This window comes from Methylocystis sp. B8, assembly GCF_005771425.1.
Taxonomy (GTDB): Bacteria; Pseudomonadota; Alphaproteobacteria; order Rhizobiales; family Beijerinckiaceae; genus Methylocystis.
On sequence record NZ_VBTZ01000002.1, the window covers coordinates 339516 to 362671 of the forward strand.

Genomic DNA, 23156 nt, shown 5'->3' on the forward strand with positions numbered 1-23156 from the left:
AAATGAACTTCGCCAGCAAACAAACGGCGCCTCAGTCGTCGCAGCCGACCTGCCTGCCCTGGCCGCGCGAGATTGTCGATAGAACGGGCTGGCTTGCCTTTGCCGAGAGTCTCGCGAAAGGCGAACGCGAGCTGCTCAGTCTTTGGGGCGAAGGTTCGAGCGTTCATATGGCCGTGCTCGAACAACGAGAGCCGCGCCTGCGCATTCTCAGCTTGGAATGTCCGGACGGCGCTTTTCCTTCTGTCGCACGACTTCACATCCCGGCGTCGAGGCTTGAACGCGCAATATGCGATCTCTACGGTTTAAAGTCCGAAGGCGCGCCCGACCATCGTCCTTGGCTCGACCACGGGCGCTGGGGAATTCGTCAACCCTGTGGCGCGCAGGAAAAAATCAATTCCACCTGTGATCCTTACGAATTTCTTCCGGTAGAAGGCGAACCTTTTCACCAGATACCGGTCGGGCCCGTGCACGCCGGCATTATCGAGCCGGGCCATTTCCGCTTCTCCGCGAACGGCGAAACTGTGATTCGTCTCGAGGAGCGGCTCGGATTCGTGCACAAGGGCATAGACCAGTTGATGAGCGGCGCCTCGATCGAGCGCGCTGCGCAGATCGCGGCGCGCGTTTCTGGCGACAGCACGGTCGCCTACAGCCTCGCCTTTGCGCAGGCGGTTGAGGCTGCCTTTGACGTCAATGTTCCGCCGCGCGCTGCCTATCTACGCGCCTTGATGGCTGAACTCGAACGGCTCGCCAATCATTTCGGCGATGTCGGCGCCATATGCAACGACGCGGCCTTCGCATTGATGCATGCGCAATGCGGTCTTGTGCGCGAACGCATTTTGAGAGAAGCGGCAAGCTGTTTCGGACACCGGCTGATGATGGATCGCATCGCGCCTGGCGGCGTTCTCGTCGATCTCGAGCGGGAGAAAGTCGCGGGGCTTTATGCGCTCATCGAGTGGATCGAGCTGATGACTCCGCGGCTGATTGCGCTCTTCGGCGACACAACGTCGCTGCAGGATCGCACCGTCGGAACTGGCGTCGTCAGCGAATCCCTCGCAAAGCAGTATGCGTGTGGCGGCTATGTCGGACGCGCCTCCGGCCGGGAGTTCGACGCGCGCAAGGCGATCGGTTACGCCCCCTATCCACAATTTGCGTTTGAGATCGGCGCCTCAAAGGAATGCGATGTGGACGCCCGCGTTTGGGTCCGTTTCGACGAGATCAGAGCGTCACTGCAAATCGTCAGGCAGATTCTCGACGGAGCGCCGGAAGGTCCGATCATCGCCGCTTGGGCGCTTCCGGAAGACTGGACGCGCGAAGGCGCGGCCCTCGTTGAAGGATTCCGCGGCGACATATTTGTCTGGCTTCGCATCCGCGCAGATGGCGTGGTGCAGCGCTGTCACTTGCGTGATCCGTCTTGGTTCCAGTGGCCGCTGCTCGAAGCGGCGATCAAGGACAACATCGTCGCCGACTTCCCGCTCTGCAACAAATCCTTCAACTGTTCCTACTCCGGGCACGACCTCTAGGACGCGCGATGCAGAAATTCTTGCTCCAGGGCTTGCTACGAAGAGCGTTGACCGAACGGGCTCCCACGCCCGATGCGGCGTCGATGGCGGAGCTTGGCTACACGCTGGGACGCACGGCGCGACAGAAACTCGGACGCAGTCTTTCGATCCGCGAAGTCGACGCGGGCTCTTGCAATGGCTGCGAACTCGAAATTCACGCGCTCAACAATGCCTATTATGATCTCGAGAGATTCGGCATGCGCTTCGTCGCGTCGCCGCGTCATGCCGATGTTTTGCTCGTCACCGGTCCGGTGACGAAGAACATGCGCGAAGCGCTTGAGCGCACTTACGCCGCGACGCCAGACCCGAAATGGGTGATCGCAGTGGGCGACTGCGCCTTTGACGGCGGGGTTTTTTGTGAGAGCTACGCATGCGTTGGCGCGGTGGCGAGCGTCGTTCCAGTCGATCTCCATATCCGTGGCTGCCCGCCCGATCCGACGACGCTGCTGAAAGGGCTGATCGCCTTCGTTGAGAATATGGAATGAATGATCCGGCGAGGACGGTAAGCAAATATCGACGCCGCGCCGTTTCGAACACAGCGGCGCCGATTTTGAGAAATGCGCGAGCAACATTAGCGCGCAACGGATAAATTCAGGCAAAACCTCCGCACGAAAACTTGGCTAGAACAAAACAGCGTTGAACGCTTCGCCAGTGCGATCGCGTTCAACGCAAGGATCCGGCTGTCTTGATTCGCGACGCGCAGCGTAACGCCGTCCAGTCCGAATCGAGACGCGAGCGAGGCTAGCCATGAATTTGGTTCGTTGGAAAAAAGGCGTCGCGGCAGGCGGTCTTGTCGCAATTTTTTTCGCCCCTGCCGCGAACGCGGCCTCAAGTGACGCCATCGAGGCAAGGTTGCGCGCGCTCGAGGCGGAGATATCAAAATTGCGACGCGAGGCTCGACAAGCCAAAGCGGATGCGCAGCAGGCCGCTCACGCCGCGCAGAGCAGCGCCGCGAAAGCCGAGGCGGCGCAAGTCGGCGCGCCACCCCCGCCTCCGCCAGTCTTCGTTTCGTTCAGAAACGGCCTTTTCGTCGAAAGCGCGGATAAGGCGTATAATTTCAAGATCGGCGGACGCATGCAGTTCGACGGCGGCGGAACGGCGCAACCGCTCAATGGCTGGTCAGACCAGGCCGGCGTTCGCCAGGTGCGTCTGGAGGTTGAAGGCAAGGCCGCACAATACTGGTTTTATAAACTGCAATATGATTTCGCGGGCTCGCAATATGGCACGCCCTTTAATGCGCCGGTGCAAGGCGGCATTCGCGATTTCTATCTTGGCGTACAACACCCCATTCTGGCGTTGCCCTTCACGAAGGACCCCGCATTTATCCATATCGGCAGTTATTTCGAGCCCTTCAGTTTGGAGTTCACGGCTTCCTCGCGTTTCCGAGACTTCATCGAACGCGCGATGGCGGTCGAAGCCATTGCGCCGAGTCGACACCTTGGCGCGGCGATCGGCGCCTATGGCGACAATTGGAGCGCAAAGGGCGGCGTCTTTTCGACGAGCTTCGAAGATCTGAACACAAACCCCGCCGTCGGCACGCCGCCGTTCATAGGCATCCCAGCGAGAGCCGGATGGTTTCCAACGGGCGGCGGACAGTATTTCGAATTCACCGGCCGAATGACCTATGCGCCGATCATGACTCAGCATGATCTCCTGCATGTCGGCGTATCCGGCCGGTTTCACCAGCCAAACAGCGCGACGGGATTGTCAGACGATCGCGTCTTGCGGATCGGCAACCGCATTCGCTCGGAAGCCTATATTCTCAATCAAGGGCTGCTCGGAACGCCTGACCTCTCCTGCGGCGCCGTCGCTCTGCCAGGATGGACGGCCGCTGCTGCAGCGCACTGCGTCAATAACGTCGAATCTTTCGGCGTAGAACTCTCCGCGGCCCACGGACCATTCTCGCTGCAAGCGGAATATTTGGGTCAGCAGGTCAACCGCAACTCGACAAACATCGCGCTCGCGCGCCTCGCAGGCGTTTTCGCGCCGGGCGGCGCCTCGCATTATTTCAGCGGCTTTTATGTCTATGGCCAATGGTATTTGACCGGCGAGGAACGCGCGGCCGCATATGACGTGACGAACAAGATCGGCGCGAACTTCAATCAGATCGCAATCAAAAATCCGGTAAGCACGGGGGGCTTCGGCGCCGTGGGCCTTGCGGCGCGCTACAGCGCGCTCAATCTCAACAGCGGGCCTTATTCCGGCTCAGGCCTCTACAACATGCTCGCCTATACGACGCTCATCGCGCCTAATCCTTTCGCGGCTTCTTATATCGCCAATGCAGGCGTCGTCGGCGGGCGCCAGCAGAACGTCACTTTGGGAATTAATTGGTATCCTGAAAACGGATTCCACTTCCAGTTCAATTGGGTTCATGTGCTGCAAGCTTCTGCGCCGCTCAATGACTATGCGCTCTTCGCCACCGGCGTTCCTGCGCGACAGGGCCCCTATTTCAATGGCGCTCATCCCGATCTCTTCGAGGCCCGCGCGCAGGTTTACTGGTAAGACATCGCCAACCAATATGTGTGGCGCCGCACAGCAGCGGCGCGACAAATTTGCAACGCTCGCCGAAATTCGTCGGCGAAGATCGGAACAGAGCTTGATTTTAGGTGTTGTTAGGATGACGCTTGCGAACGGTTGTTCGGTGGTCCGTCTCTAAAGAGGAGATTCAAAATGACCACGAGAAAACTTCAGCGAAGAAGACACGCCATCAGGACGCTTCTTCAGAATCTCGACACCCGGCCTTTTAGTGAGGACGCGCTGCCCTACTCTGGCGGCTGGTTAACCCATCCGCGTCCGCGACTCTCGCGCAACTCGGTCGCCGCCGCCGCGAGCCAAAGCGAACGTAGGTAATTCAACTACAGGCGCTTACGACTCTTGCCTCGGACTGCCCGCTGCTCTGCCGGCGATCCTGCTCCATGCGGGGCTCCTCGGGGGGTGACGGTGGATATCGATGGCCCAGCCTTCGCCCATTGAAGGTCGTTTCGGTCGTGATGAAGTCGCTGGCGCTTGCTGAGCTGATAGACGCATTTGCTCGCCAACCGCCAAGCGGGGCCCAAACGAAGTAGCCGTTACCCGCCAACGCATGTGGGCGGCGCATCCCCCCTCAAAGATTTGGCTGCACGGATGCCGCTGGAGCGGCGATCTGCGGTTCGGCGGGCGAATCCGAGCCTTCGCCACCCTCCAGCACGTTCTCGATCGGACAGTCGAACTCCCAGACAACGCCTGAGTTGTCGTAATTGAGCTTTGCATCGCCCCTCAAGTTCAGTCTGATCATGTCGCGAATGACTGTAGAACCAAAGCCGGTTCGCTCGGGCGGCGTCACCGGCGGGCCGTCCGTCTCGCGCCAACGCATCGTGAAGCGCCGCCCTTCGCCGTCGTGTCTTTGGATTCCCCAATCGACCTCAACGCGGCCGTCGTCGTTAGACAACGCGCCATATTTGACGGCGTTCGTCGCCAGTTCATGCAGCGCCATGCTGAACGATTGCGACGCCGCGGCCGAGATGATGAGCGACGAACCTTTGACCGTGATGCGACCGTCGATCAGGTCTTCCAGATGCGCCAACTGCGAACGCACAAGATCGCTCAGCGACACGCCTTGCCAATCGTTGGCGACAAGCAGATCCTGGTTCGCCGAAAGAGACAAGATGCGCTCTTGAAACTTCTCCTCGAAGTCGCTTCCCTGATTGCCTGCGGCGCGCGCGATGGCTAGCACGATGCTCAGTAAGTTTTTAGAGCGATGATTGAGCTCCCGCACGAGGAGAATCCGTTCTTCCTCCGCTCGAACGCGCTCAGTCACATCCCTCGATAAAATCGCGACTCGTCCGCTATCCGCTCCATCGATACGGAAGATAAAGGCGTCATAGATCTTGCCCAGCGCTCGCGCTCTACGTATTACGCGTTCGGCGTTCCCGGTCGCCGCAACTCTGCCGATCGCGTCGATCCACTCCCTTTCCAAACTCGGCACGAGCTCGCGGCCAGTTCGCCCAATGGCGTTCTTCAATCCCGTAATCGTCTCGAACGCCGGGTTAACCTCTACGAAACGGTAATCGAGAGCTCGACCTTCCTCGTAGAGCGGCTCCACGACGGTGAAGCTTTCATCGATCGAATTAAACAATAGCCGGTAGCGCGCCTCACTGTCCCGTAGCGCAGCAGCTGCCTGACTGCGCTCGATGAGATCGGCCGCCAATCTCGCCAGCACGTCGAACCGCCCGATATCGCGGTCAGAAGGCTTCCAGCGCCGTCGCCAATGCGTGGAAAGCATGCCGACGATTCGCTTATTCCTCGAAACCAGAGGGGTCGATTGAACGGCGACGACGCCGGAACGACGATAGGCTTCGACGTCTGGCGGATCTGCATCGAGACCTTCTATTTCAGGCGCAATGATCCTTTCGTTCACCATCAGCGCCCGGCCATACGCGCTGGCGTCGCCTGCGTCGACCCATTCCCAGAAGACGGCTGACTCTGGGTGTAAACCGACGTGGGCGAGCAGCTTGAGTTTTTTGTTTTCGGGGTGGTACTCCTGGATGCTCGCCGCGTCCGACCGCATGAGCGCTCTCGCCGCCGCAACGACCTGGGCGCATAGTGACTGCGCCGTTTGGTCTCCCCTTAGTCTTGTGCTGATGTCCTGCAACAGACGCGCGTCTTCGAGCTCCAGCGCGAGGCGCTTTTCGCTTCCAAGCAGCGCTCTCTCTGCGCGAGCCCGCGCGATCGCCGACCAGGTTCGCTCGGCAACGTCCTCTGCAGCGGCCACCTGAGCCGTGCTCCATGTTCGCGGCGTGCAAGAATGAACTGCAAGCACCGCCACAAGTCGATCGTCTTTGATCAAGGGCACCGTCAACAATGCGGAAATCGACAGGCTTCCGAAGGCGCGCAAAGTCACGGGCGACGCCGTTCTCGGGTCTTCACGAACGTCTCCTATGGCGATCGTCCTTCCGCATTTGATGTCGGCGACGATAGCCTCGCCGAAATTCATGAGACGATGACGCCCGACATTGCTGGGCAATGTGCCGTCGTTCCAATCGCGCTCGACGATGGCGTATTCGCAGGCCTCATCAATCTCTGCATAAGTCGCCTGTCCGGCTCCAAGATGCTTGCCCAGAATTTCACTTGCGACTGCCTGAATCACGAGTGGATCCGCAAGCTGGCGTAAACGATCATTCAGTTCAATCAGCATATTTTGCCGAGCTTCGCGTTCGTGGCGCTTTGCGTCGCGCGCCCGTTGCTCAGTGACATCGCGTATGGCGAGAACGATCAGGTTAAGATGATCGAGTTGGCGCCCGTTGACCAACACGGTTCGAAGGCCGATGCTTTCGAATGCATGCTCGACGCGGAATTCCTCAACTGAGGCTTCCTGCTCAAGAATTTTATCGAGCCGGCGCCGTAGCTCGGGGATGTTCCACTGGCCAGCGTCAAGCTCAAAGACATTCCGCCCCAGCGTTTGCTCCCGCGTCAGGCGAAATTGACGCAGAAAAGCATCGTTGGCGAACTCGACCGTGAGCTGGGAATCGAGCGCCAACATCGGCATATCCACAGACTCAAGGACCGATTTCGCATCGGCGGAAATGTCGGTCTCGATTGACATGCCTGCCAACCCCAATTCGACATTAAACTTTTCCAAAGTTAACGCGCCTCGTCGCTCGAGAAACCCCAAAATGTGTGAGGTTGTTAAGGTTTTGCGGGCTTCGCGACCTGCAAAGACTCCGCCGTTTGGCTGCGTCACTGTCTCGGCGACGCTAGTCGGTCGATCTCTACCCCGTGAAGCGACCCCTGAAACAGCGAATCCTCGCCAAAATGCCGTCAGTTTCAGGCGCCCGCTGCCGCAACGCTCATTTTAAAATCTTGCAATTGGAAACCATGCTGATGGAGCGGATGGATATTCTCGCAATGCGTGACTAGCGTTTCACACCAATTGCGTTAGCCTTAACCGACCAACGCGTTTCATCTGGCGTGTAGAAGTTCGATCGAGCCCCATGACCGAAATCCAAAAGGTGGTCGGCACCGCTTTTGTCGTCGCCGAGTTCCGCAACGACGAAAACAAGGAAGCCCATCCGCTCTATCGCGATCCTTTCGTTCCCTTGTTCCTTGATCGGGAATCGAAAATAGCCGCGGATCGCATCTCCCGCTCATTTCCGCCGATAAGGAATAATGTGCGACTGAGAACCCGCTATTTTGATGACCAGCTTCGTCTGCAGATCAAGCAAGGGCGCCGACAGATACTCATACTTGGCGCCGGCCTCGACACAAGGCCGCAACGTTTTCCTGACCGTGACGTCGCCTATTTCGAAATCGACGCGCCGACAACTCAGGCCTTCAAGAAAGCGAAACTCGAAGAAAACGATATCGACCCCAACACCACATATATCGGGGCCGATTATGTGACGGATGGAATGCTCAATCTCCTAAGACGGAACGGATTTGATTTTGGCCTTCCCACACATGTCATATGGGAGGGAAATACGATGTATTTGGAAGATGCGGCCGTCTGCCACATTCTGTCAGACCTGATGGGCAGGATTGCGAGCTGCTCGACGTCCTTCGACTATTTCGCCGACAACGTGATCAGAAACGAAACCGGCGATCCCGAAATCACCGATGTCGTCGGAAGATTCGCCGCGATGGGGGCGCCTTGGACCTACGGCATCGACAATCTTGCAGAACTTGCCGCTCGATGCGGCGCGAAAGTGCTGGATTGCGTCACCATCGCCGATCTCCATCGAAACTTCTGGCCGGCTCAGCCGTTGGCGTCTCCTCTTTATGACTATTATTCGCTTTGCACGGTTCACAATGGAGCTTCGTAATGCGGCCGCAGGAGGATGAGCGCGAACGCAGCAGGGGATCGTCGCGGAAGCTCTCGGCGCTACATCAATAACAAACGCGTTGGTTAGGAGACGCTCTATGCCCCAAGGCATTCAATTCACTGGCGACTATGAAGTCACCGCGTTGCAGGCGCTTATTCCGGGAGGTTGGTACATAGGGTTCGCGTGCAAACGGTGCCGCCAGCACTTCGCTATTCTAAGCGACCCGACAGGGACAGGAGCTCTGGAATTATCTGGACCAGCGACGTTCAGCGTGACGTGCCCCAACTGCGAGACAAGAAACCAATATTCGGCGAGGGAGCTCGTACAATTTCAGGCCGCTCAAGGCGGCCCTTCCTCAACTGCTTAAAAGAGGCTGATTTGCTCGCCCGGGCCTCTAGCTCGCTCAGGCGTTGGCCTCTTCGTAATGCGCAGTGAAATGTCTCAAGAACGGCGCTTGTTCGGTAATTCGGTAAGCTTTGATTGACGCGCGCTGGCGCCAAATGACGTCGAGCACTTCGATCAAATAGTCGAAATGGCTTTGCGTATAGACGCGCCGGGGGAACGCCAACCGCACCAATTCGTGCGGCGCTGCGACTTCCCTGCCGCCGTCCGGCGCAGGTCTTCCGAACATCACGCTGCCGAGCTCGACAGCGCGCACGCCGCCCTCGAGATAAAGCGCGTTGACGAGCCCGATGCCGGGATAGTCGCTTGCGCTGAGGTGCGGGCAGAACGCGGCCGCGTCGATGAATATGGCGTGACCGCCCGCCGGACGGACGATGGGTATGCCACGAGCGATCAGCGCTGACGCCAAATATTCGACGGTCGCGTGACGATAGCGCTGATAGTCATGCTCCAACGCCTCCATAAGGCCGACGGAGATCGCTTCGAGATCACGGCCGGCGAGACCGCCATAAGTGGGAAATCCTTCGGTCAAGATAAGCAGGTTACGGAAGTCGTCGGCCCAACGGTCATTGTTGCAGGCGAGAAAGCCTCCGATATTCGCCAGACCATCCTTCTTGGCGCTCATCGTCGCGCCATCGGCGAATGAAAACATCTCCTGCGCAATTTCAAGGAGAGTGCGATCAGCGAAGCTTTGCTCGCGCTCCTTTATGAAAAATGCATTTTCCGCAAAACGGCAGGCGTCGATGATCAGCGGAATATTATGGGCCTTCAGCAGTTCCTTGACGCGCCGAATATTTTCCATCGAGACCGGTTGGCCTCCACCGGTGTTGTTCGTCACGGTAATCATGCAAAATGGAATGTTCGCGGTGCCTTCGCCTTTGATCAATTGCGCCAGCCTGTCATGGTCCATGTTCCCCTTGAACAGCTTCTCTGAATGCAGATCGCGCGCTGCGGTCGAAGGCAAATCCGTCGCAACGGCGCCGACATATTCGATGTTTGCCCGCGTCGTGTCGAAATGACCGTTGTTCGGCACGACGTTCCCCTTTTTCAGACGCGTCGCAGCCAAAATGCGCTCCGCCGCGCGGCCCTGATGCGTCGGGAAAATATGTTTGAAACCGGTGATCTCACGCACGGTTTGCTCGAAGCGGCGCCAGGAGCGACTGCCCGCATAGCTTTCGTCGCCAAGCATCAGAGCCGCCCATTGGCGGTCGGACATCGCGCCCGTGCCGCTGTCGGTCAGCAAGTCGATGGTGACGTGGTCGGCGTCGAGAAGGAAGACGTTGTTAAATGCTTTAGCGAGGAACGCTTCGCGCGCGCTGCGCGTGGTGATCGGCAACGCCTCGGTCATCTTGATGCGAAACGGCTCGATAATCGTTCTCACGGAAATGCTCGCGTTGAGGCCGTGTGAAGGCCTGACGCTTACTCAAATGGGTAACGTGGCGCGACGGGTCCAATTGAGCCTTCGATGATTCATTTCGTGAGAGTCTGCGAGCGCCTCGCCTCTTCCACGAGTGATGGCTCTACGCCAGTGATTGCGAGAATTTACTGCCCAAGCCGTCCGAAAAATCTGCGAACAGAATTTGCGGTTCGCTTCAGAAAAGCCGAAAAGCCATTGGCCTTTTGCGGAGGGTGACGGCCTGCGACGCCTTTCTCCTTCGATTTCTCGCCGACATTCGTTTGGACTGGCCGCGACTTTGAGTCAGGAGCGCTTTGCTCTTGCCCAGGGGGAACCCGCCCGGTCGATTTTTCCGGGCCGACAGACGCAGGCTCCGCATTCAGATTCTTTTCTGACTTCGGGGGCGACGCCGGTTCCGCTGCGGTCGGTTGAGTAGGCGCCGGCGCAGGAGCCGCGGGCGCAGCCTGATTTTGTTGGGGAAGCTTGCCCTGCTCAGGCGTGGGCGAACCAGTCTCGCTTTGCTGCTGAACGTTAGGCGCAATGGCGTTCTGCTTAGAGACCTCCGATGGGACCTTCTGCTTTGTTTCGCCCTCGCCAGCCCTTACTGGCGCGCTCGGCGTATTTGTCCTCGAGTCCTTTAGTTTGCGCGCTGGCGTCGAGCCTGGCGCATCTCCTCGACCGACGGGCTTGGGCGCGCTCGCCGGGCTCCAAAGCGCAGTTTTCAAGCCGATGACGGAGAGGAGACCGCCAACGATAAGCAAAGCGGCGACGAGGACTATCCAACCGCGGCGCGACCCTTTCTTCGGGGCTATCGTGTCGCTGCGACTGACGAGAGCAACTGAACTCAAAGCCGAAGCTCTATAATCGGCGGCAGCAACATGATCATCCGAAGCCGAAATGACTTCGCCGCCTTCGTCCGGTTTCGAGCTGATGTCCTTTCGCCGCTCGTCTTCCTGGTGACGTTTGAATCCCTCGATGAGCCAATTGTCGACGGGGGTTTCTTTGCTCGCCGAATGCGCACGCTCGCCGCCGGCCGATTGTTGGCGCGCTCTTGCGCGCTCTTCGTCTTGTCGTCGCCGGAATGCCTCGGCAACCCAATTGTCGCCCGATAAGTCGCGAACGCCACGTGTTGCAACGCCTTCGACGCCGCCTGGCGACGACGCGCGCTCGCGCCTTAGCCGCTCCTCCTCGCGACGTTTAATGGCGCCAAGCGTCCAATCGCTTTCGAGAATCTCTCCCAAACGCATCCCCACTCACCGTGTTCTTTCGCCCACGTATGATGGCGCAGTTCTTCGCCGAAAACTCATGAGGTTTGCAACGGAACGATGCTAGCCGACTGACGCTATTCGTCAACGACGGCCCAAAATGAGATTCTGAAACGACATGCGGGGCATAACGCAACGCGGAAGGGGACGCTTGAGGCTTTACGCGATGGTGGCGCACAAACGCCGCTTCGGGGTAAGCTCTCGCTAGAGCGGACATATGAGAGGATTTGAAGCGCCGCAAAGCCAAAGCCTGATCGAAGTCCCTCGTTGGCGTTGCGCGGTAGGCTCGTGGCGGCGCGTTCAAAAAATGAAAAAGGGGAAAACAGCTATGCGCATTGCCCTCAAAGTTTCGCTTTCGCTCGCGCTTGCTGGAATCACGCATGCGGCGATGGCCGCCCAATGCGGACGCTCGGCGGCGGGTTTTGAGAATTGGAAACAGGAATTTGCACAAGAGGCGCGCGCCCAAGGCATAGGTCAGGCCGGCATCAGCGCCTTGATGAGCACGCATTACAACGCCCCGACAATTTCTGCCGATCGCGGCCAAAAAAGCTTTCACCTGTCGCTCGACCAGTTCTTGGCTAAACGCGGGGGCCCGGCCATCGTGGCGCGAGGCCGCACCCTCAAGCGGTCCTATGGGGGTCTCTTCGCCCAGATCGAGCAGCGCTACGGCGTGCCGCCGGGACCGCTGCTCGCGATTTGGGGCATGGAGACGGGCTTTGGCGCCGTGCATGGCAATCAGCACGCGCTGTCGGCCGTGGCCACGCTCGCCTATGACTGTCGACGCTCCGACTATTTCACCGATCAGCTTTATGCCGCGCTCACCTTGGTCGATCGCGGCGCGCTAGCGCCGAATGCTCGCGGCTCAATGCATGGCGAAATCGGCCATACCCAGTTTCTGCCAAGAAATATCCTCAACTACGGCGGCGGGGGCAATCTCGACAACTCAGCCGCGGCGCTCAACGCAACGGCGAATTTCCTTCACGCCCATGGCTGGCGCGCCGGCGGCGGCTATCAGCCGGGCGAAAGCAATTTTGGCGCGATCCAGGCGTGGAACGCCGCCACGGTTTATCAACGCGCGATTGCGCAGATTGGTCGCCAGATCGACGGCGGCGGCGCGGCGGCCGAGCAGTGAGAGCCGGCGTGAACAGCAAAACACGCCGGCGCGATTGACGCCGGCGCATGATGTAAGTGGCGCGAAGCGCGCTCAGCCTATTCCGCCGGAGTCGCCTCCGGCCCGTGATCTTCGTCGGGCGTGGTCGGCGGCGGAGGCGGAGGCGGCGGCGGCTTGTGAGCTTTGACCGCAACCGTCTCTCGACGGCGATGGACGAGATAGATCACGAAGGCGGCGACCGTCCCGAGCCCGAGGGTCAGATAAATCGGCAGGTCGCGCATGAAGCTCTTTCCCACCGAGAAGGGAAAGCGCGAGACCCAGCGCTCGCCGTGATCTCCGGTGACCGTGACGATGCCGACGAAATAACCCGGTTCGTCGAAAGTATGCTCAAAGTTGATCGTGCCTGTCGGGTAGCTCTTGGGCTCTCGGTAAGCGACGGTGACAGCCTGGAGATTCTCGTTCTCCCTCTCTTCGCCCCCGATATCCTTGACGATGCGCAGTTCGATCTTCATGTCGCGCAGCTCGTCCTGCTCCGCGTCGAGCACCATGATCATGGGCCCCGTCGCAGGAATGTCCTCGCAGAACTCGTTTTTGGACGCTTCCGGCAGATAGCCGGTGAAGTTCATGATATCTGGGCCGATGAAGAGCCGGCATCGGCCTTCCGCCGCGCCCAGACGTCCATGCGCCTCGGCGGGAGCGGGCGCGCCGACGGCGAAAGCCGCGATGACGGCCGCGGCAGAAAGCAGAGCAATGCGAAAGCCCTTGGCCAAACGGCGAAAATCTCCCAAACTGAAGCGGTCTTCTCCCGCCCGCGGCGTGGGATGCGCGTCCGGGTTTCCACCATCACGCATGATGACCTCCTGGGTCTTCGTGTGACAAGAACACGCGACTCTCAGAATATTGCTTTGCGCCGCACAAAGCATACCAGTCAAGCTTACGCTTGAGAGAGACGTCTTGATGACGCTGAGACTTGATGTTAGCGGATTCCAATCGGTCAGCAAGGGTGCGACGATCAGTCGCTATGCCGCGCTGCGCAATATTGACGCGCCTCCTGAGCGCGGAAACTCCGGAGCGCCATAAGCCGCAAAAGCCTGGACGCCGGCGATGAGATTTTGCAGCGCGCAATAGACTTGACCGAGATCAGAAAAAATGTCCTTCGAAAGGACCGGATCGCCTTTGAGCTCACCTTAACAAGAGTTCATTCGCGCCAACTTGCCACTCAATTGAGGCGGAGCCATATTCACCGCGAGGCTGGAGAGCGCGCGGATTTATCTAAGGCGCGGCCAGCCACCCAGACTTAAAGAGGATCACATGTCCAACTTCGACCGCAACACCAGCTTCGGCTACGGGCGCGGGGTCGCGCGGCCGACAACGGCTGAGATCGACCAAGGCCTGCGCGCCTATATGCTCGGCGTATACAATTATATGACGCTTGGCCTGGGCGTGACGGGACTCGTCGCGCTCGGCACTTACATGCTCGCGGTGGCCAAGACGGCTCCGGGCGCCATCGCGCTGACCCCCTTCGGCCAGATGCTCTACACGACGCCCCTGCGCTGGGTGGTGATTCTGTCGCCGCTGGCGTTCGTTTTCTTCATCGGCGCCCGCGCGAACACGATTTCGGCCGCGACCGCCCGCAATCTCTTCATCGCTTTTGCGGCGGTGATGGGCTTGTCGATGTCGTCGCTTCTGCTCGTCTTCACCGGCGTTTCAGTCGCGCGCATCTTCTTTATCACGGCGGCCGCATTCGGCGGGCTGAGTCTCTATGGTTACATGACCCAGCGCGATCTTTCGGCCTTCGGCTCATTCCTCGTGATGGGCGTCTGGGGCCTGGTGATCGCCGGCCTCGTCAATCTGTTTCTGCAGTCGACCGGTCTGCAGTTCGCGCTGTCGATCATTGCGGTTCTGGTCTTCGCCGGCCTGACCGCCTGGGACACGCAGAACATCAAGGACATGTATTACGCGGGCGACGGCTATGAAGTCGCCCAGAAGAAGAGCGTATTTGGCGCGCTCTCCCTCTATCTGGACTTCATCAACATGTTCCAGTCGCTGCTGTTCCTCTTCGGCCAGCGCAACGACTAAAAGTCTGCGAAACCCGATAAAAGCCCCGCTGCGGCGGGGCTTTTTCTTGTCCGCGAACCTTTGCGCGCCGGCTCGCCTGTGGCACAAGGCTGCAAGCAATATGGCAGAGGATCCTTAATGGCGAATGTCACGTTCCCGGCGGCTGCGGCGGCGGGACTACTGTCTTTCCTTTCTCCCTGCGTGCTGCCTCTGGTGCCGCCCTATCTGACCTATCTCGCCGGCGTCAGCATGGAGGACCTCGAGATCGAAACGCGCTCCGCGGCGCGGCGCGACATTCTCCTCTCGTCCATCCTGTTCGTTTTTGGCTTCACGACGGTTTTCGTCGCGCTCGGCGCGACGGCCAGCGCGTTCGGCGCCGTGCTGCGCGCCAACCTTCACATTCTGTCCTGGGTCGCCGGCGCGATCATCATTTTGATGGGGCTGCACTTCATCGGCCTGCTGAAGGTTAGCCTGCTCTATCGCGAGAAGCGCGCCGAGATTACGAAGCCGATGGGACTTTTCGGCTCCTACGTCATGGGGCTTGCTTTCGCCTTCGGCTGGACGCCGTGCATCGGGCCGATCCTCGCCGCGATCCTTGCAGTCGCGGGAACGCAAGAGACCGTGCCGCTAGGGGCCGCCCTGCTCGCGACCTATTCGCTCGGATTGGGCCTTCCCTTCATCGGCGCTGGACTGGCGCTCAGCCGTTTCCTCGCCTTCGTCGCGCGTTTTAGGCGCCATTTCGGCAAGGTCGAAAAGGTCGTCGGCGCGCTGCTCGTCTTCACCGGCGTCGCATTCCTCACGGGTGGCGTGCAGGAGATGTCCTATTGGCTACTGGAGCTGTTTCCGGGCCTCGCCAAGCTCGGATAGAAGCGCCGCAAAACCCGCTCTATGACGAGCATCGGCTGCCGGAGATCGACCGGCTGCGCGGACTCGTTATGGTTCTCATGGCGCTCGACCACATGCGCGATTTCTTCGACGCAGACGCAATACGCTTCTCGCCGACAGATCTCGATCACACCTATCCCTTTCTCTTCTTCACGCGCTTCATCACGCATTTTTGCGCGCCGACTTTCACCCTGCTTGCGGGCGTGGGCGCCTATCTCTATGGCGTGAAAGTCAAAGACGCTGCGGCGCTGTCGCGATTTCTCGCCGTTCGCGGCTTGTGGCTGATCTTTCTGGAAGCCGTCGTCATAAGTCCGATCTGGACCATGGGCTCCGGACGCATAGGACTTGGGACGCTCTGGGCTATCGGCTGCGGATTGTTGGCGCTCGCGGCGCTCTCGCGCTTTTCGCCGCGGACCGCGCTTCTTTTCGGAGTCGCGATCGTCTTCGGCCATAACCTCCTCGACGGAATTCACGCCGCCGAACTTGGCGCCTTCGGGCCCTGGTGGAGCCTGTTGCATGAGCCCGGCAAACTGCCGCTCGGCGCGCCAGGTGGCGTATACTATCCCGCGCTTCCGTGGATCGGAGTCGCGGCTATCGGCTACGGGATCGGTCCGCTGTTCCTGGAGCCGGCGCCGCGGCGCGACCGCACGCTTTATTTTGTCGGCGGCGCCGCGCTGGCGCTTTTCGCCTTGTTGCGTCTCTCGAACCTTTACGGAGATCCGCGTCCTTGGAACGCGCAGAACGATGCGACATTCACTCTGCTCTCTTTCCTCAACGTCACAAAATATCCGCCGTCGCTTCTTTATCTTCTGGTGACGCTTGGGGGCGCGGCGTTGGCGCTGCCCGCGCTGGAATGGGCGAAGGGTTGGGTCGGGTCCGCGTTAACGGTCTTCGGTCGCACGCCGCTGTTTTTCTATGTCCTGCATCTCTATGTTGACGTTGCAGCGGCGCTGGCCTTCGCTATGGCGGGAGGCTATTCGCTGGCTGACATCGCGCGCTTCGCGAAAGCCGGAGGCCCTCCACCCGACTTCGGCGCTGGGCTCGCAGGCGCATACGCCGCTTGGGCCTTGATTGTATTGGCGCTTTACCCACTTTGTCGCTGGTTCGCGCGCATTAAGCGGCAGCGTCGCGATCTCTGGTGGCTGAGCTATCTTTGACCGCCGTCGCGGCATATTGCCGCATGGGGTCGCGATTAAGGTTTCGACGCGAGCCGCCTTGGTGGTCGCGCGGCGCGCTTGTATAGAGGAACCCGACCAAAGAGCGCCGGTTCCCGCGCGTGTGAGGTCTTGTCGCCAGAAGGCGGGAAAAAAGAATGCTCGAAAAGCTGGTCGCCTTGTGTCTCCGCTGGCCGTGGACAGTGGTTCTGCTCACTCTCGGTCTGATGGCGGGGGGCGTATATTTCACCGTCGAGCGATTCACGATCAACACCGAGACCGGCGATCTTTTCTCGCCGGATATCGCATGGCGCAAGAACGAGGCGGCGCTTTACAAAGCTTTTCCTGAACTTCTCGACGTCATCGTCGTCGTCATCGACGCGAAGACAGGGGAAGAGGCGAGCGACGCCGCCAACCGTCTCAACGACGCCTTGCAAGGCCAGCCGCTCCTCTCGCGCGTTTGGCGCCCGGACGAACACGAATATTTCCGCAAGAACGGCCTATTGTTCCTGCCCGTCTCGGACATTGAAAAACATGTCGGCGTGATGATCGGTCAGCGCGACGTTCTGCAACCGCTTGCCGAAGATCCAAGTTTGCGCGGCCTGTCGAATGTGCTCGTCGGCAACTTCAAATCCGCCTCCGGCAGCGAACGCGCCATGAAAATGTACATTGGGGGCGTCGAAGATTTTTCCTCGGCGATAGAGCAGGCGCTTGCGGGAAAAAAGGCGGAGATCGACTGGGGCAAGCTGCTGGCCTCTGGCGGAAGCACGCCTGCGGCGCCGGAACTCGACAAACGCCGTATCGTTATCGCCAAACCGATCGTCGACTATTCCGATCTGCAGCCGGGTGGCGATGCGATAAAGCTGGTGCGAAAGACGGCCGCGGACCTGCATCTTGATGAAGAGCACGGAATCAAGCTGCGCCTGACCGGTCAGATCCCGCTCGCCGACGACGAATTCGCCACCATCTCGGAAAACATGGCGTTGAACACCACGGGCACGCTCGCCGTGGTCACGCTCATTTTGTTCGCCGCGCTTCGTTCGCCTAAGCTCATTCTCGCCGTTCTCATCACCCTGCTCGCCGGTCTCGCCATTACGTCGGGGCTCGGCGTTTTGATGATCGGCCGTTTCAATCTGATCTCAGTCGCCTTCGCCGCGCTGTTCATCGGGCTTGGCGTGGACTTCGGCATTCAGTTCGCGACCCGCTATCGCGAAGAACGGCACAATGACGACGACCTAGAGCGCTCGCTGCTCTCGGCGACCCGCGGCATCGGAAGTTCGCTTACTCTCGCCGCCGTGTCGCTGCTTGCGGGCTTCTTCTGCTTTCTGCCGACGTCGTTCAGCGGCGTGTCCGAACTCGGATTGATCGCGGGCGTCGGCATGATCGTCGCCTATATCGCGACCCTCACTTTCCTTCCGGCGGCGATCAAATTGCTGCGCCCCCGCGCCGAACATGTGCCGATCGCGACCGCCTCGCTCGCCTCAGTCGACCATTGGATCGCGCATCACCGCGTATTCGTGCTGATCGCCACGGCAATCGTCGTGCTTGCCGGCATGCCTGCGCTGATGCATCTGACCTTCGATTCCAATCCGATGAATCTGCGCGATCAAAAGGTCGAATCGGTCGCGACCTTCCTCGATCTCTCCAAGGATCCCAAAACCGCGCCGAATAAGATCGAGGTGCTAGCGCCGTCTCTCGACGCTGCGCGCGAATTGGAAAAAAGGATCGCGTCGCTGCCAGAAGTCGATCACGTCGACTCAATCGATTCCTTGATCCCCAAGGAACAGGACGACAAGCTTCCTCTTGTAGACATGGCCGTGTCGCAATTGCGCGGCGTAATAGACCCCAAAATGAAACCGCCGCCGAGCGACGCCGAGACCGTGAAAGCGCTGACCAATGCCGCTAAGGCGCTGCGCCGGGCGACGGCAAAGAAGCCAGTTCCGGCTGTGACGCGCTTCGCAAATGATCTGGACGCGCTTGCGAAAGCGAGCCCCGAGACGCGCGCAGAAGCCCGACAGGCGGTGTTCGGCGGCTTTGACAAAATGCTCGTCGAAATTCGTCAGGCGCTGCAGGCGCAACGCGTGACGATCGACACTTTGCCGCAAGATTTGCGTCATGACTGGATTTCGGACACCGGCATGGTGCGCGTCGAGGTGACGCCGAAAGGCGACAGCAACGATCGCGTGATCATGACCAAATTCGCTGAGGCGATTCAGGCGATCGCACCGGACGCCAGCGGTCCGCCGGTCATCGTGTCGGAAGCGCAAAAGACCATCACGCGCGCTTTTCTCGAAGCCGGACTTTACGCCTTCATCGCCATCTTTATCATCTTGGCGGTGGCGCTGCGCAATCCGATCGACGTCGCCCTAACCTTGGGTCCGCTTGTACTGGCGGGCATTATGAGCCTGCAGGCCGCCGATTTGCTTGGCATGTCGCTCAATTTTGCGAACATCATTGCGCTGCCGCTGATGTTTGGCGTCGGCGTCGCCTTCCACATCTATTACGTCATCGCGTGGCGGAAGGGCGTCGTCGACATGTTGGCGTCGAGTCTGACGCGCGCGATCTTTTTCAGTTCGCTGACGACGGGCACCGCCTTCGGCAGCTTGATTTTATCAAGTCATCCTGGAACGGCGAGCATGGGACAACTTCTCGCCATTTCGCTGTTCTTCACATTGCTCGCCGCGTTCATTATCGTGCCGGCGTTTCTTGGACCGCCGCGCGCGCCGGTAGAAGAAGATACGCGCGAACCGCTAGGGGACGCGCACGACATGGCTTGACGGAGTCAGCGTTCCGCCCTCCGCTAGCCTGAGCGAATCGCATCCATCGCAACCGAATAGAGGTCCGGCGTCATGAGAAAAGCACTTCTACGCACCGCTATGGCGACGGCTCTCTGCGTCCCGACAGCGGCGAACGCTGTCGACGCCATTTACGGCGTATGGGTTCGCGAAGGGCATCCAGACGACAAGCTGGAATTCTATGACTGCTCGGGGAAGCTTTGCGCCAAAGGAATCCTTCCGATGCCGGACGGCTCGCCGCCGCCGGAAGTCTTAAAGAACGCCGCCAAGACGACCAACAACAATTGGGAAGGCGAGATCGTCGACCCGGAAAGCGGCAAATCGTACATCGGGAAGATCAAGCTTGATAATCCCACGTCTCTGACAATGACGGGCTGCCTCGTGGCCTTCCTCTGTCAAAGCGAGACCTGGACGAAGGTCTCCGGACCGACCAAACCAGCGGCTGACGCCAAGCCGCCGGCGCAAGAGCCCGCCGCTAAGACGGCCGCCCCACCGGCCAAGGAGCCCGCCGCTAAGACGGCGGCGCCAGAGACCAAGGAGCCCGCCGCCCATGAACCGGCCGCTAAGGAGGCGCCCAAGCCAGTCGCAAAGCCGGCAAAGCCGGCGAAAGCGAAGCCCGTCACGCCTCCTGCCGAGCCCGAGTGAGACCGCGATTCGCCTGACCTTGAGCGCGGGCCTTAACGATACGTAACTTGACCCTCGCGCCGCGAAGCGCGAGCTTGAATTCACAGCTTTTCGCGCGTTGACGGCCAGCGCGCGTCTCCCCGCTGCGCTCCGGAACGCCTGCGACTCCACGCTTTCGCGTCGGATGGGCTTCGATGGATCGCAGAGACGCGGGCGACGGGCCTTCCAGGGCTCGCTCTCGGCGCTTAAGGAAGGGACGCTGGGGCCGTCGCGCGGCCCCTCCGGAGACGTCCGTTACTTGACCGCCGCTCTGCCTCGCTCTTCTCGCCCGGCGCTGGCGGCCGCGATGCTCGCGGCGGCGCTCGCCGGTTGCGACCTCGAGTGGGATAAACCCGATCTATCGGCGCCGCCGCCAAAGCGCTTCATCGAGGCAAAACCGCATCCGCAGCCGCCTATTTCGGGGGGTCGGGACTTCGCCATCAAATTCGGCTCCACGGAGCTGACCCAGCTGGTCGAACGAGCGCTCGACGACAACCAGGACCTTGCGGCCGCGATCGGCCGTATCACCGAGGCCGACGCCCAAGCGCGCATTTCGAGCTCAGCGCTCTTCCCAACAGTTAATATGACCGATATCGCCCGCTCGACGCGGGTTCCGGGCACGACGATCAACGTGGGGTCCTCGGGCACAGGCTTTAATCCTTCGACGTCAAGCACGGGCTCGACGTCGAACTTCGGATCCCAGCAGGCCTTCGACGCGCGCACTTTTGGTTTCTTCCAGCTTGCGCTGACAGCAAGCTACGAGATCGATTTTTGGGGTAAGAACGAGGACGCCTCAAAAGCGGCGCGCATACTCGCAAACGTTTCCCGCTTTGATCGAGACGTCGTCGAAATCTCGACCGTCGCCGCCGTGATGAACTCTTATTTCCAGGTGCTCACGGCGCAGGACCGGCTACGCATCGCCAACCAGAACGTCGCAATCGCGCAGCAGGTCATGGACGCCATCAACGCGCGGCTGGAGGTGGGAACGGCCACCGTGCTCGACACCTCACAGCAGGAAACGATACTTGCTCAACAACGCGCAACAATTCCTCCGCTCGAACAAACCCTGCGCCAAACGCGCAATACGCTCGCGGTGCTTCTTGGCCAGACGCCGGAAAGCATGACCATAAAGGGCGGGTCGCTGACCCGTCTAACGTTTCCCCATATTGCCCCAGGCCTGCCGTCCGAAGTGCTTCTGCGGCGCCCGGACGTGGCCGAGGCGGAAGCGCGACTGGCGTCTCAGGAATTTTCGGTTTTGCAGGCGCGGGCGGCCTTCTTCCCATCGATTACCTTGACAGGGCTTTACGGCTTTCAAAGCGCGCTGCTGTCGACGCTTATTTTGAGACCCGACGCCATCGCTTGGCAGATCGCCGGACAGCTCACGCAGCCGCTGTTCGACGGCTGGAACCTGCAAGGCCAGTATGACTGGCAGAAGGGCAGATATTCGGAACTCGCGGCGCTTTACCGCAAGCAGATCCTCACTGCTCTGTCCGATACTGAGAACGCGCTGATTGCAATACGCGAAACGGACCGCCAGATGAAGCTCTTAGCCGTCGCCGTGTCCGCAGCTCGGCGCGCCTTGGACGCTGCAGAGATTCGTATGCGGGAAGGGACATTTGACATCGTGCAGCTGGCGCAGACGCAAACCAGTTATTTCCAGACGCAGGACCAGCTTGCCGTCGCGCGTCTCTCCCATTTTCAGGCGGCGACGAGCCTTTATCAGGCGCTTGGAGGCGGCTGGTCGCCCACAACCCGTGAAATCGAGATCGCCCGCTCCAACGCCGCTTATGAGGCCGACAGAGGACCATGGCCATGACCGGCGCCAACCGAAGAGTTGCTCTTGCAGTGGGCGCACTCGCGCTAGTCGGCGCCTTGGCCTGGGCCTATCAGGCGGGCCAGATCCCCGGCTTTGGCGCCAAAAACCAGGGCCCTGGCGTATCGCGTCCCAACGGACCGGGCAGCCAGGCCGTTACGGTGACCGCAGCAAAGGTGCGCCTCGATGACGTGCCAGTGACCATCGACGCGGTCGGCACTGTTCAGGCGCTCAATACGGTAACGATTCGAACGCAGGTGGATGGGCGGCTGCTACGCCTCGCATTCGCCGAAGGCCAGGATGTTCGCAAGGGCGACATATTGGCTGAAATCGATCCGGCTCTCTATCAGGCGCAATATGATCAGGCCGTCGCAAAGAGGGCGCAGGACGAGGCCAACCTCGCTAACGCCCGCGTCGATCTTGCGCGCTATGAAAAACTCGTCATCGGCAACTTCGCCTCCAAGCAGCAGCACGCCACGCAGAAGGCGACTGTCGCCCAACTTGAAGCGCTGGTGCGCGCCGATCAGGCCGCGATTGAAAACGCGAAGACGACGCTCGACTACGCGACGATCCGCTCGCCGATCGACGGCCGAGTCGGCATTCGTCTCGTAGATGTCGGGAACATTCTGCACACGTCCGATGCAACCGGCATTGTCGTCATTACCCAACTCAAGCCGATCTATGTGGTGTTCACCTTGCCCCAGCAGGCGCTGCCCGCGGTGCAGAAGGCGCAAGCTCAGGGAAAGGCTAAGGTCTCGGCGCTCGGTCCAGACAACGCCACCCCGATTGAAACCGGAGAGCTGAGCGTTATCGACAACCAGATCGATCAGCAAACGGGCACGGTGCGCCTGAAGGCGACTTTTGCAAATCCCAAGCTATCGCTTTGGCCAGGCCAATTCGTCAATGTGCGGCTGATGCTCGATACGCTGAAGAACGTTGTCGTTGCGCCGAGTCCCGCCGTCCAGCGCGGACCGAGCGGCGCATTCGTTTATGTGCTGGGGCCGGATGACATTGCAACAATGCGTGAGGTGACGACAGGCCGACAGGATGAGAAAATCGCGGTCATCACTTCGGGGCTTAAGCCTGGCGAAGTGGTGATTACGAGCGGCTTCTCGCGACTGTCGGAGGGCGCAAAGGCGAAAGTTATGAATACGCCGACGGCTGCAGGCGCCGAGAATGTTGGCGCCACCGGGGGCGAAGAAGAGCGTCGCGAACGCGGCGCGCGAAGCGGCGACGCGCGTGCGAGGTGATCGAACGT

Annotated in this window: 15 protein-coding genes; 12 read left to right on the forward strand and 3 right to left on the reverse strand. The window is 60.1% G+C overall.

Annotated features, from left to right (window positions below; translation table 11 throughout):
* Window positions 1-2 precede the first annotated feature (2 nt).
* The 3 genes from FEV16_RS06470 (at window position 3) to FEV16_RS06480 (ending at window position 4061) form a co-directional block, all read left to right on the forward strand.
* The gene (locus FEV16_RS06470) at window positions 3-1520 is read left to right on the forward strand and encodes an NADH-quinone oxidoreductase subunit C (RefSeq protein ID WP_171015145.1); all 1518 of its coding nucleotides are present in this window, start codon (window positions 3-5) and stop codon (window positions 1518-1520) included.
* Between the two features lie 8 nt (window positions 1521-1528).
* Window positions 1529-2044 (forward strand): NADH-quinone oxidoreductase subunit B family protein, encoded by a 516-nt coding sequence (locus tag FEV16_RS06475; RefSeq protein WP_138166818.1) that lies wholly within the window; start codon window positions 1529-1531, stop codon window positions 2042-2044.
* 262 nt (window positions 2045-2306) lie between these two features.
* Entirely contained in the window at window positions 2307-4061 is a 1755-nt protein-coding gene (locus FEV16_RS06480) for a porin (RefSeq protein ID WP_138166819.1), read from the forward strand.
* Window positions 4062-4662: 601 nt separating this feature from the next.
* Here the strand turns inward: FEV16_RS06480 and FEV16_RS17145 are convergent.
* Window positions 4663-7176 carry a GAF domain-containing protein gene (locus FEV16_RS17145; RefSeq protein ID WP_246657201.1) on the reverse strand — a complete coding sequence of 838 codons (2514 nt, stop codon included), beginning with the start codon at window positions 7174-7176 and terminating at the stop codon, window positions 4663-4665.
* A 352-nt stretch (window positions 7177-7528) separates the two neighbouring features.
* Here FEV16_RS17145 and FEV16_RS06495 point away from each other — a divergent pair, with 352 nt between their 5' ends.
* Window positions 7529-8356 carry an SAM-dependent methyltransferase gene (locus FEV16_RS06495; protein WP_138166820.1) on the forward strand — a complete coding sequence of 276 codons (828 nt, stop codon included), beginning with the start codon at window positions 7529-7531 and terminating at the stop codon, window positions 8354-8356.
* Window positions 8357-8759: 403 nt separating this feature from the next.
* Here the strand turns inward: FEV16_RS06495 and FEV16_RS06505 are convergent, their stop codons facing one another.
* On the reverse strand, window positions 8760-10139 hold the full coding sequence (locus FEV16_RS06505) for a tryptophanase (RefSeq protein ID WP_138166822.1): 1380 nt from the start codon (window positions 10137-10139) through the stop codon (window positions 8760-8762).
* 1608 nt (window positions 10140-11747) lie between these two features.
* On the opposite strand from FEV16_RS06505, the gene FEV16_RS06510 reads away from it, so the two are divergent.
* A complete protein-coding gene (locus FEV16_RS06510; protein WP_138166823.1) occupies window positions 11748-12551 on the forward strand; it encodes a lytic murein transglycosylase in 804 nt (267 codons plus the stop codon).
* Between the two features lie 77 nt (window positions 12552-12628).
* On the opposite strand, the gene FEV16_RS06515 is transcribed toward FEV16_RS06510, so the two are convergent.
* Window positions 12629-13381 (reverse strand): hypothetical protein, encoded by a 753-nt coding sequence (locus FEV16_RS06515; protein ID WP_138166824.1) that lies wholly within the window; start codon window positions 13379-13381, stop codon window positions 12629-12631.
* Window positions 13382-13841: 460 nt separating this feature from the next.
* Here FEV16_RS06515 and FEV16_RS06520 point away from each other — a divergent pair, with 460 nt between their 5' ends.
* The 7 genes from FEV16_RS06520 to FEV16_RS06550 all read left to right on the forward strand — a co-directional run bounded on the left by FEV16_RS06520 (window position 13842) and on the right by FEV16_RS06550 (window position 23148).
* Entirely contained in the window at window positions 13842-14609 is a 768-nt protein-coding gene (locus FEV16_RS06520; RefSeq protein WP_138166825.1) for a Bax inhibitor-1/YccA family protein, read from the forward strand.
* A gap of 117 nt (window positions 14610-14726) precedes the next feature.
* Complete coding sequence (locus FEV16_RS06525; protein WP_138166826.1) at window positions 14727-15455, forward strand: cytochrome c biogenesis protein CcdA; 729 nt, start codon at window positions 14727-14729, stop codon at window positions 15453-15455.
* The gene (locus FEV16_RS06530) at window positions 15413-16630 is read left to right on the forward strand and encodes a heparan-alpha-glucosaminide N-acetyltransferase domain-containing protein (RefSeq protein ID WP_246657202.1); all 1218 of its coding nucleotides are present in this window, start codon (window positions 15413-15415) and stop codon (window positions 16628-16630) included. The genes FEV16_RS06525 and FEV16_RS06530 overlap by 43 nt, the downstream gene beginning before the upstream one ends.
* A gap of 155 nt (window positions 16631-16785) precedes the next feature.
* Window positions 16786-19404 carry an MMPL family transporter gene (locus FEV16_RS06535; protein WP_138166827.1) on the forward strand — a complete coding sequence of 873 codons (2619 nt, stop codon included), beginning with the start codon at window positions 16786-16788 and terminating at the stop codon, window positions 19402-19404.
* A 72-nt stretch (window positions 19405-19476) separates the two neighbouring features.
* Entirely contained in the window at window positions 19477-20067 is a 591-nt protein-coding gene (locus FEV16_RS06540; protein WP_138166828.1) for a DUF2147 domain-containing protein, read from the forward strand.
* A gap of 277 nt (window positions 20068-20344) precedes the next feature.
* Window positions 20345-21901: an efflux transporter outer membrane subunit gene (locus FEV16_RS06545; RefSeq protein ID WP_138166829.1), complete on the forward strand. Its 1557-nt coding sequence runs from the start codon at window positions 20345-20347 to the stop codon at window positions 21899-21901.
* Window positions 21898-23148, forward strand: a complete 1251-nt coding sequence (locus FEV16_RS06550; protein ID WP_138166830.1) for an efflux RND transporter periplasmic adaptor subunit — start codon at window positions 21898-21900, stop codon at window positions 23146-23148. Before FEV16_RS06545 ends, FEV16_RS06550 begins: the two co-directional genes overlap by 4 nt.
* Window positions 23149-23156 lie beyond the last annotated feature (8 nt).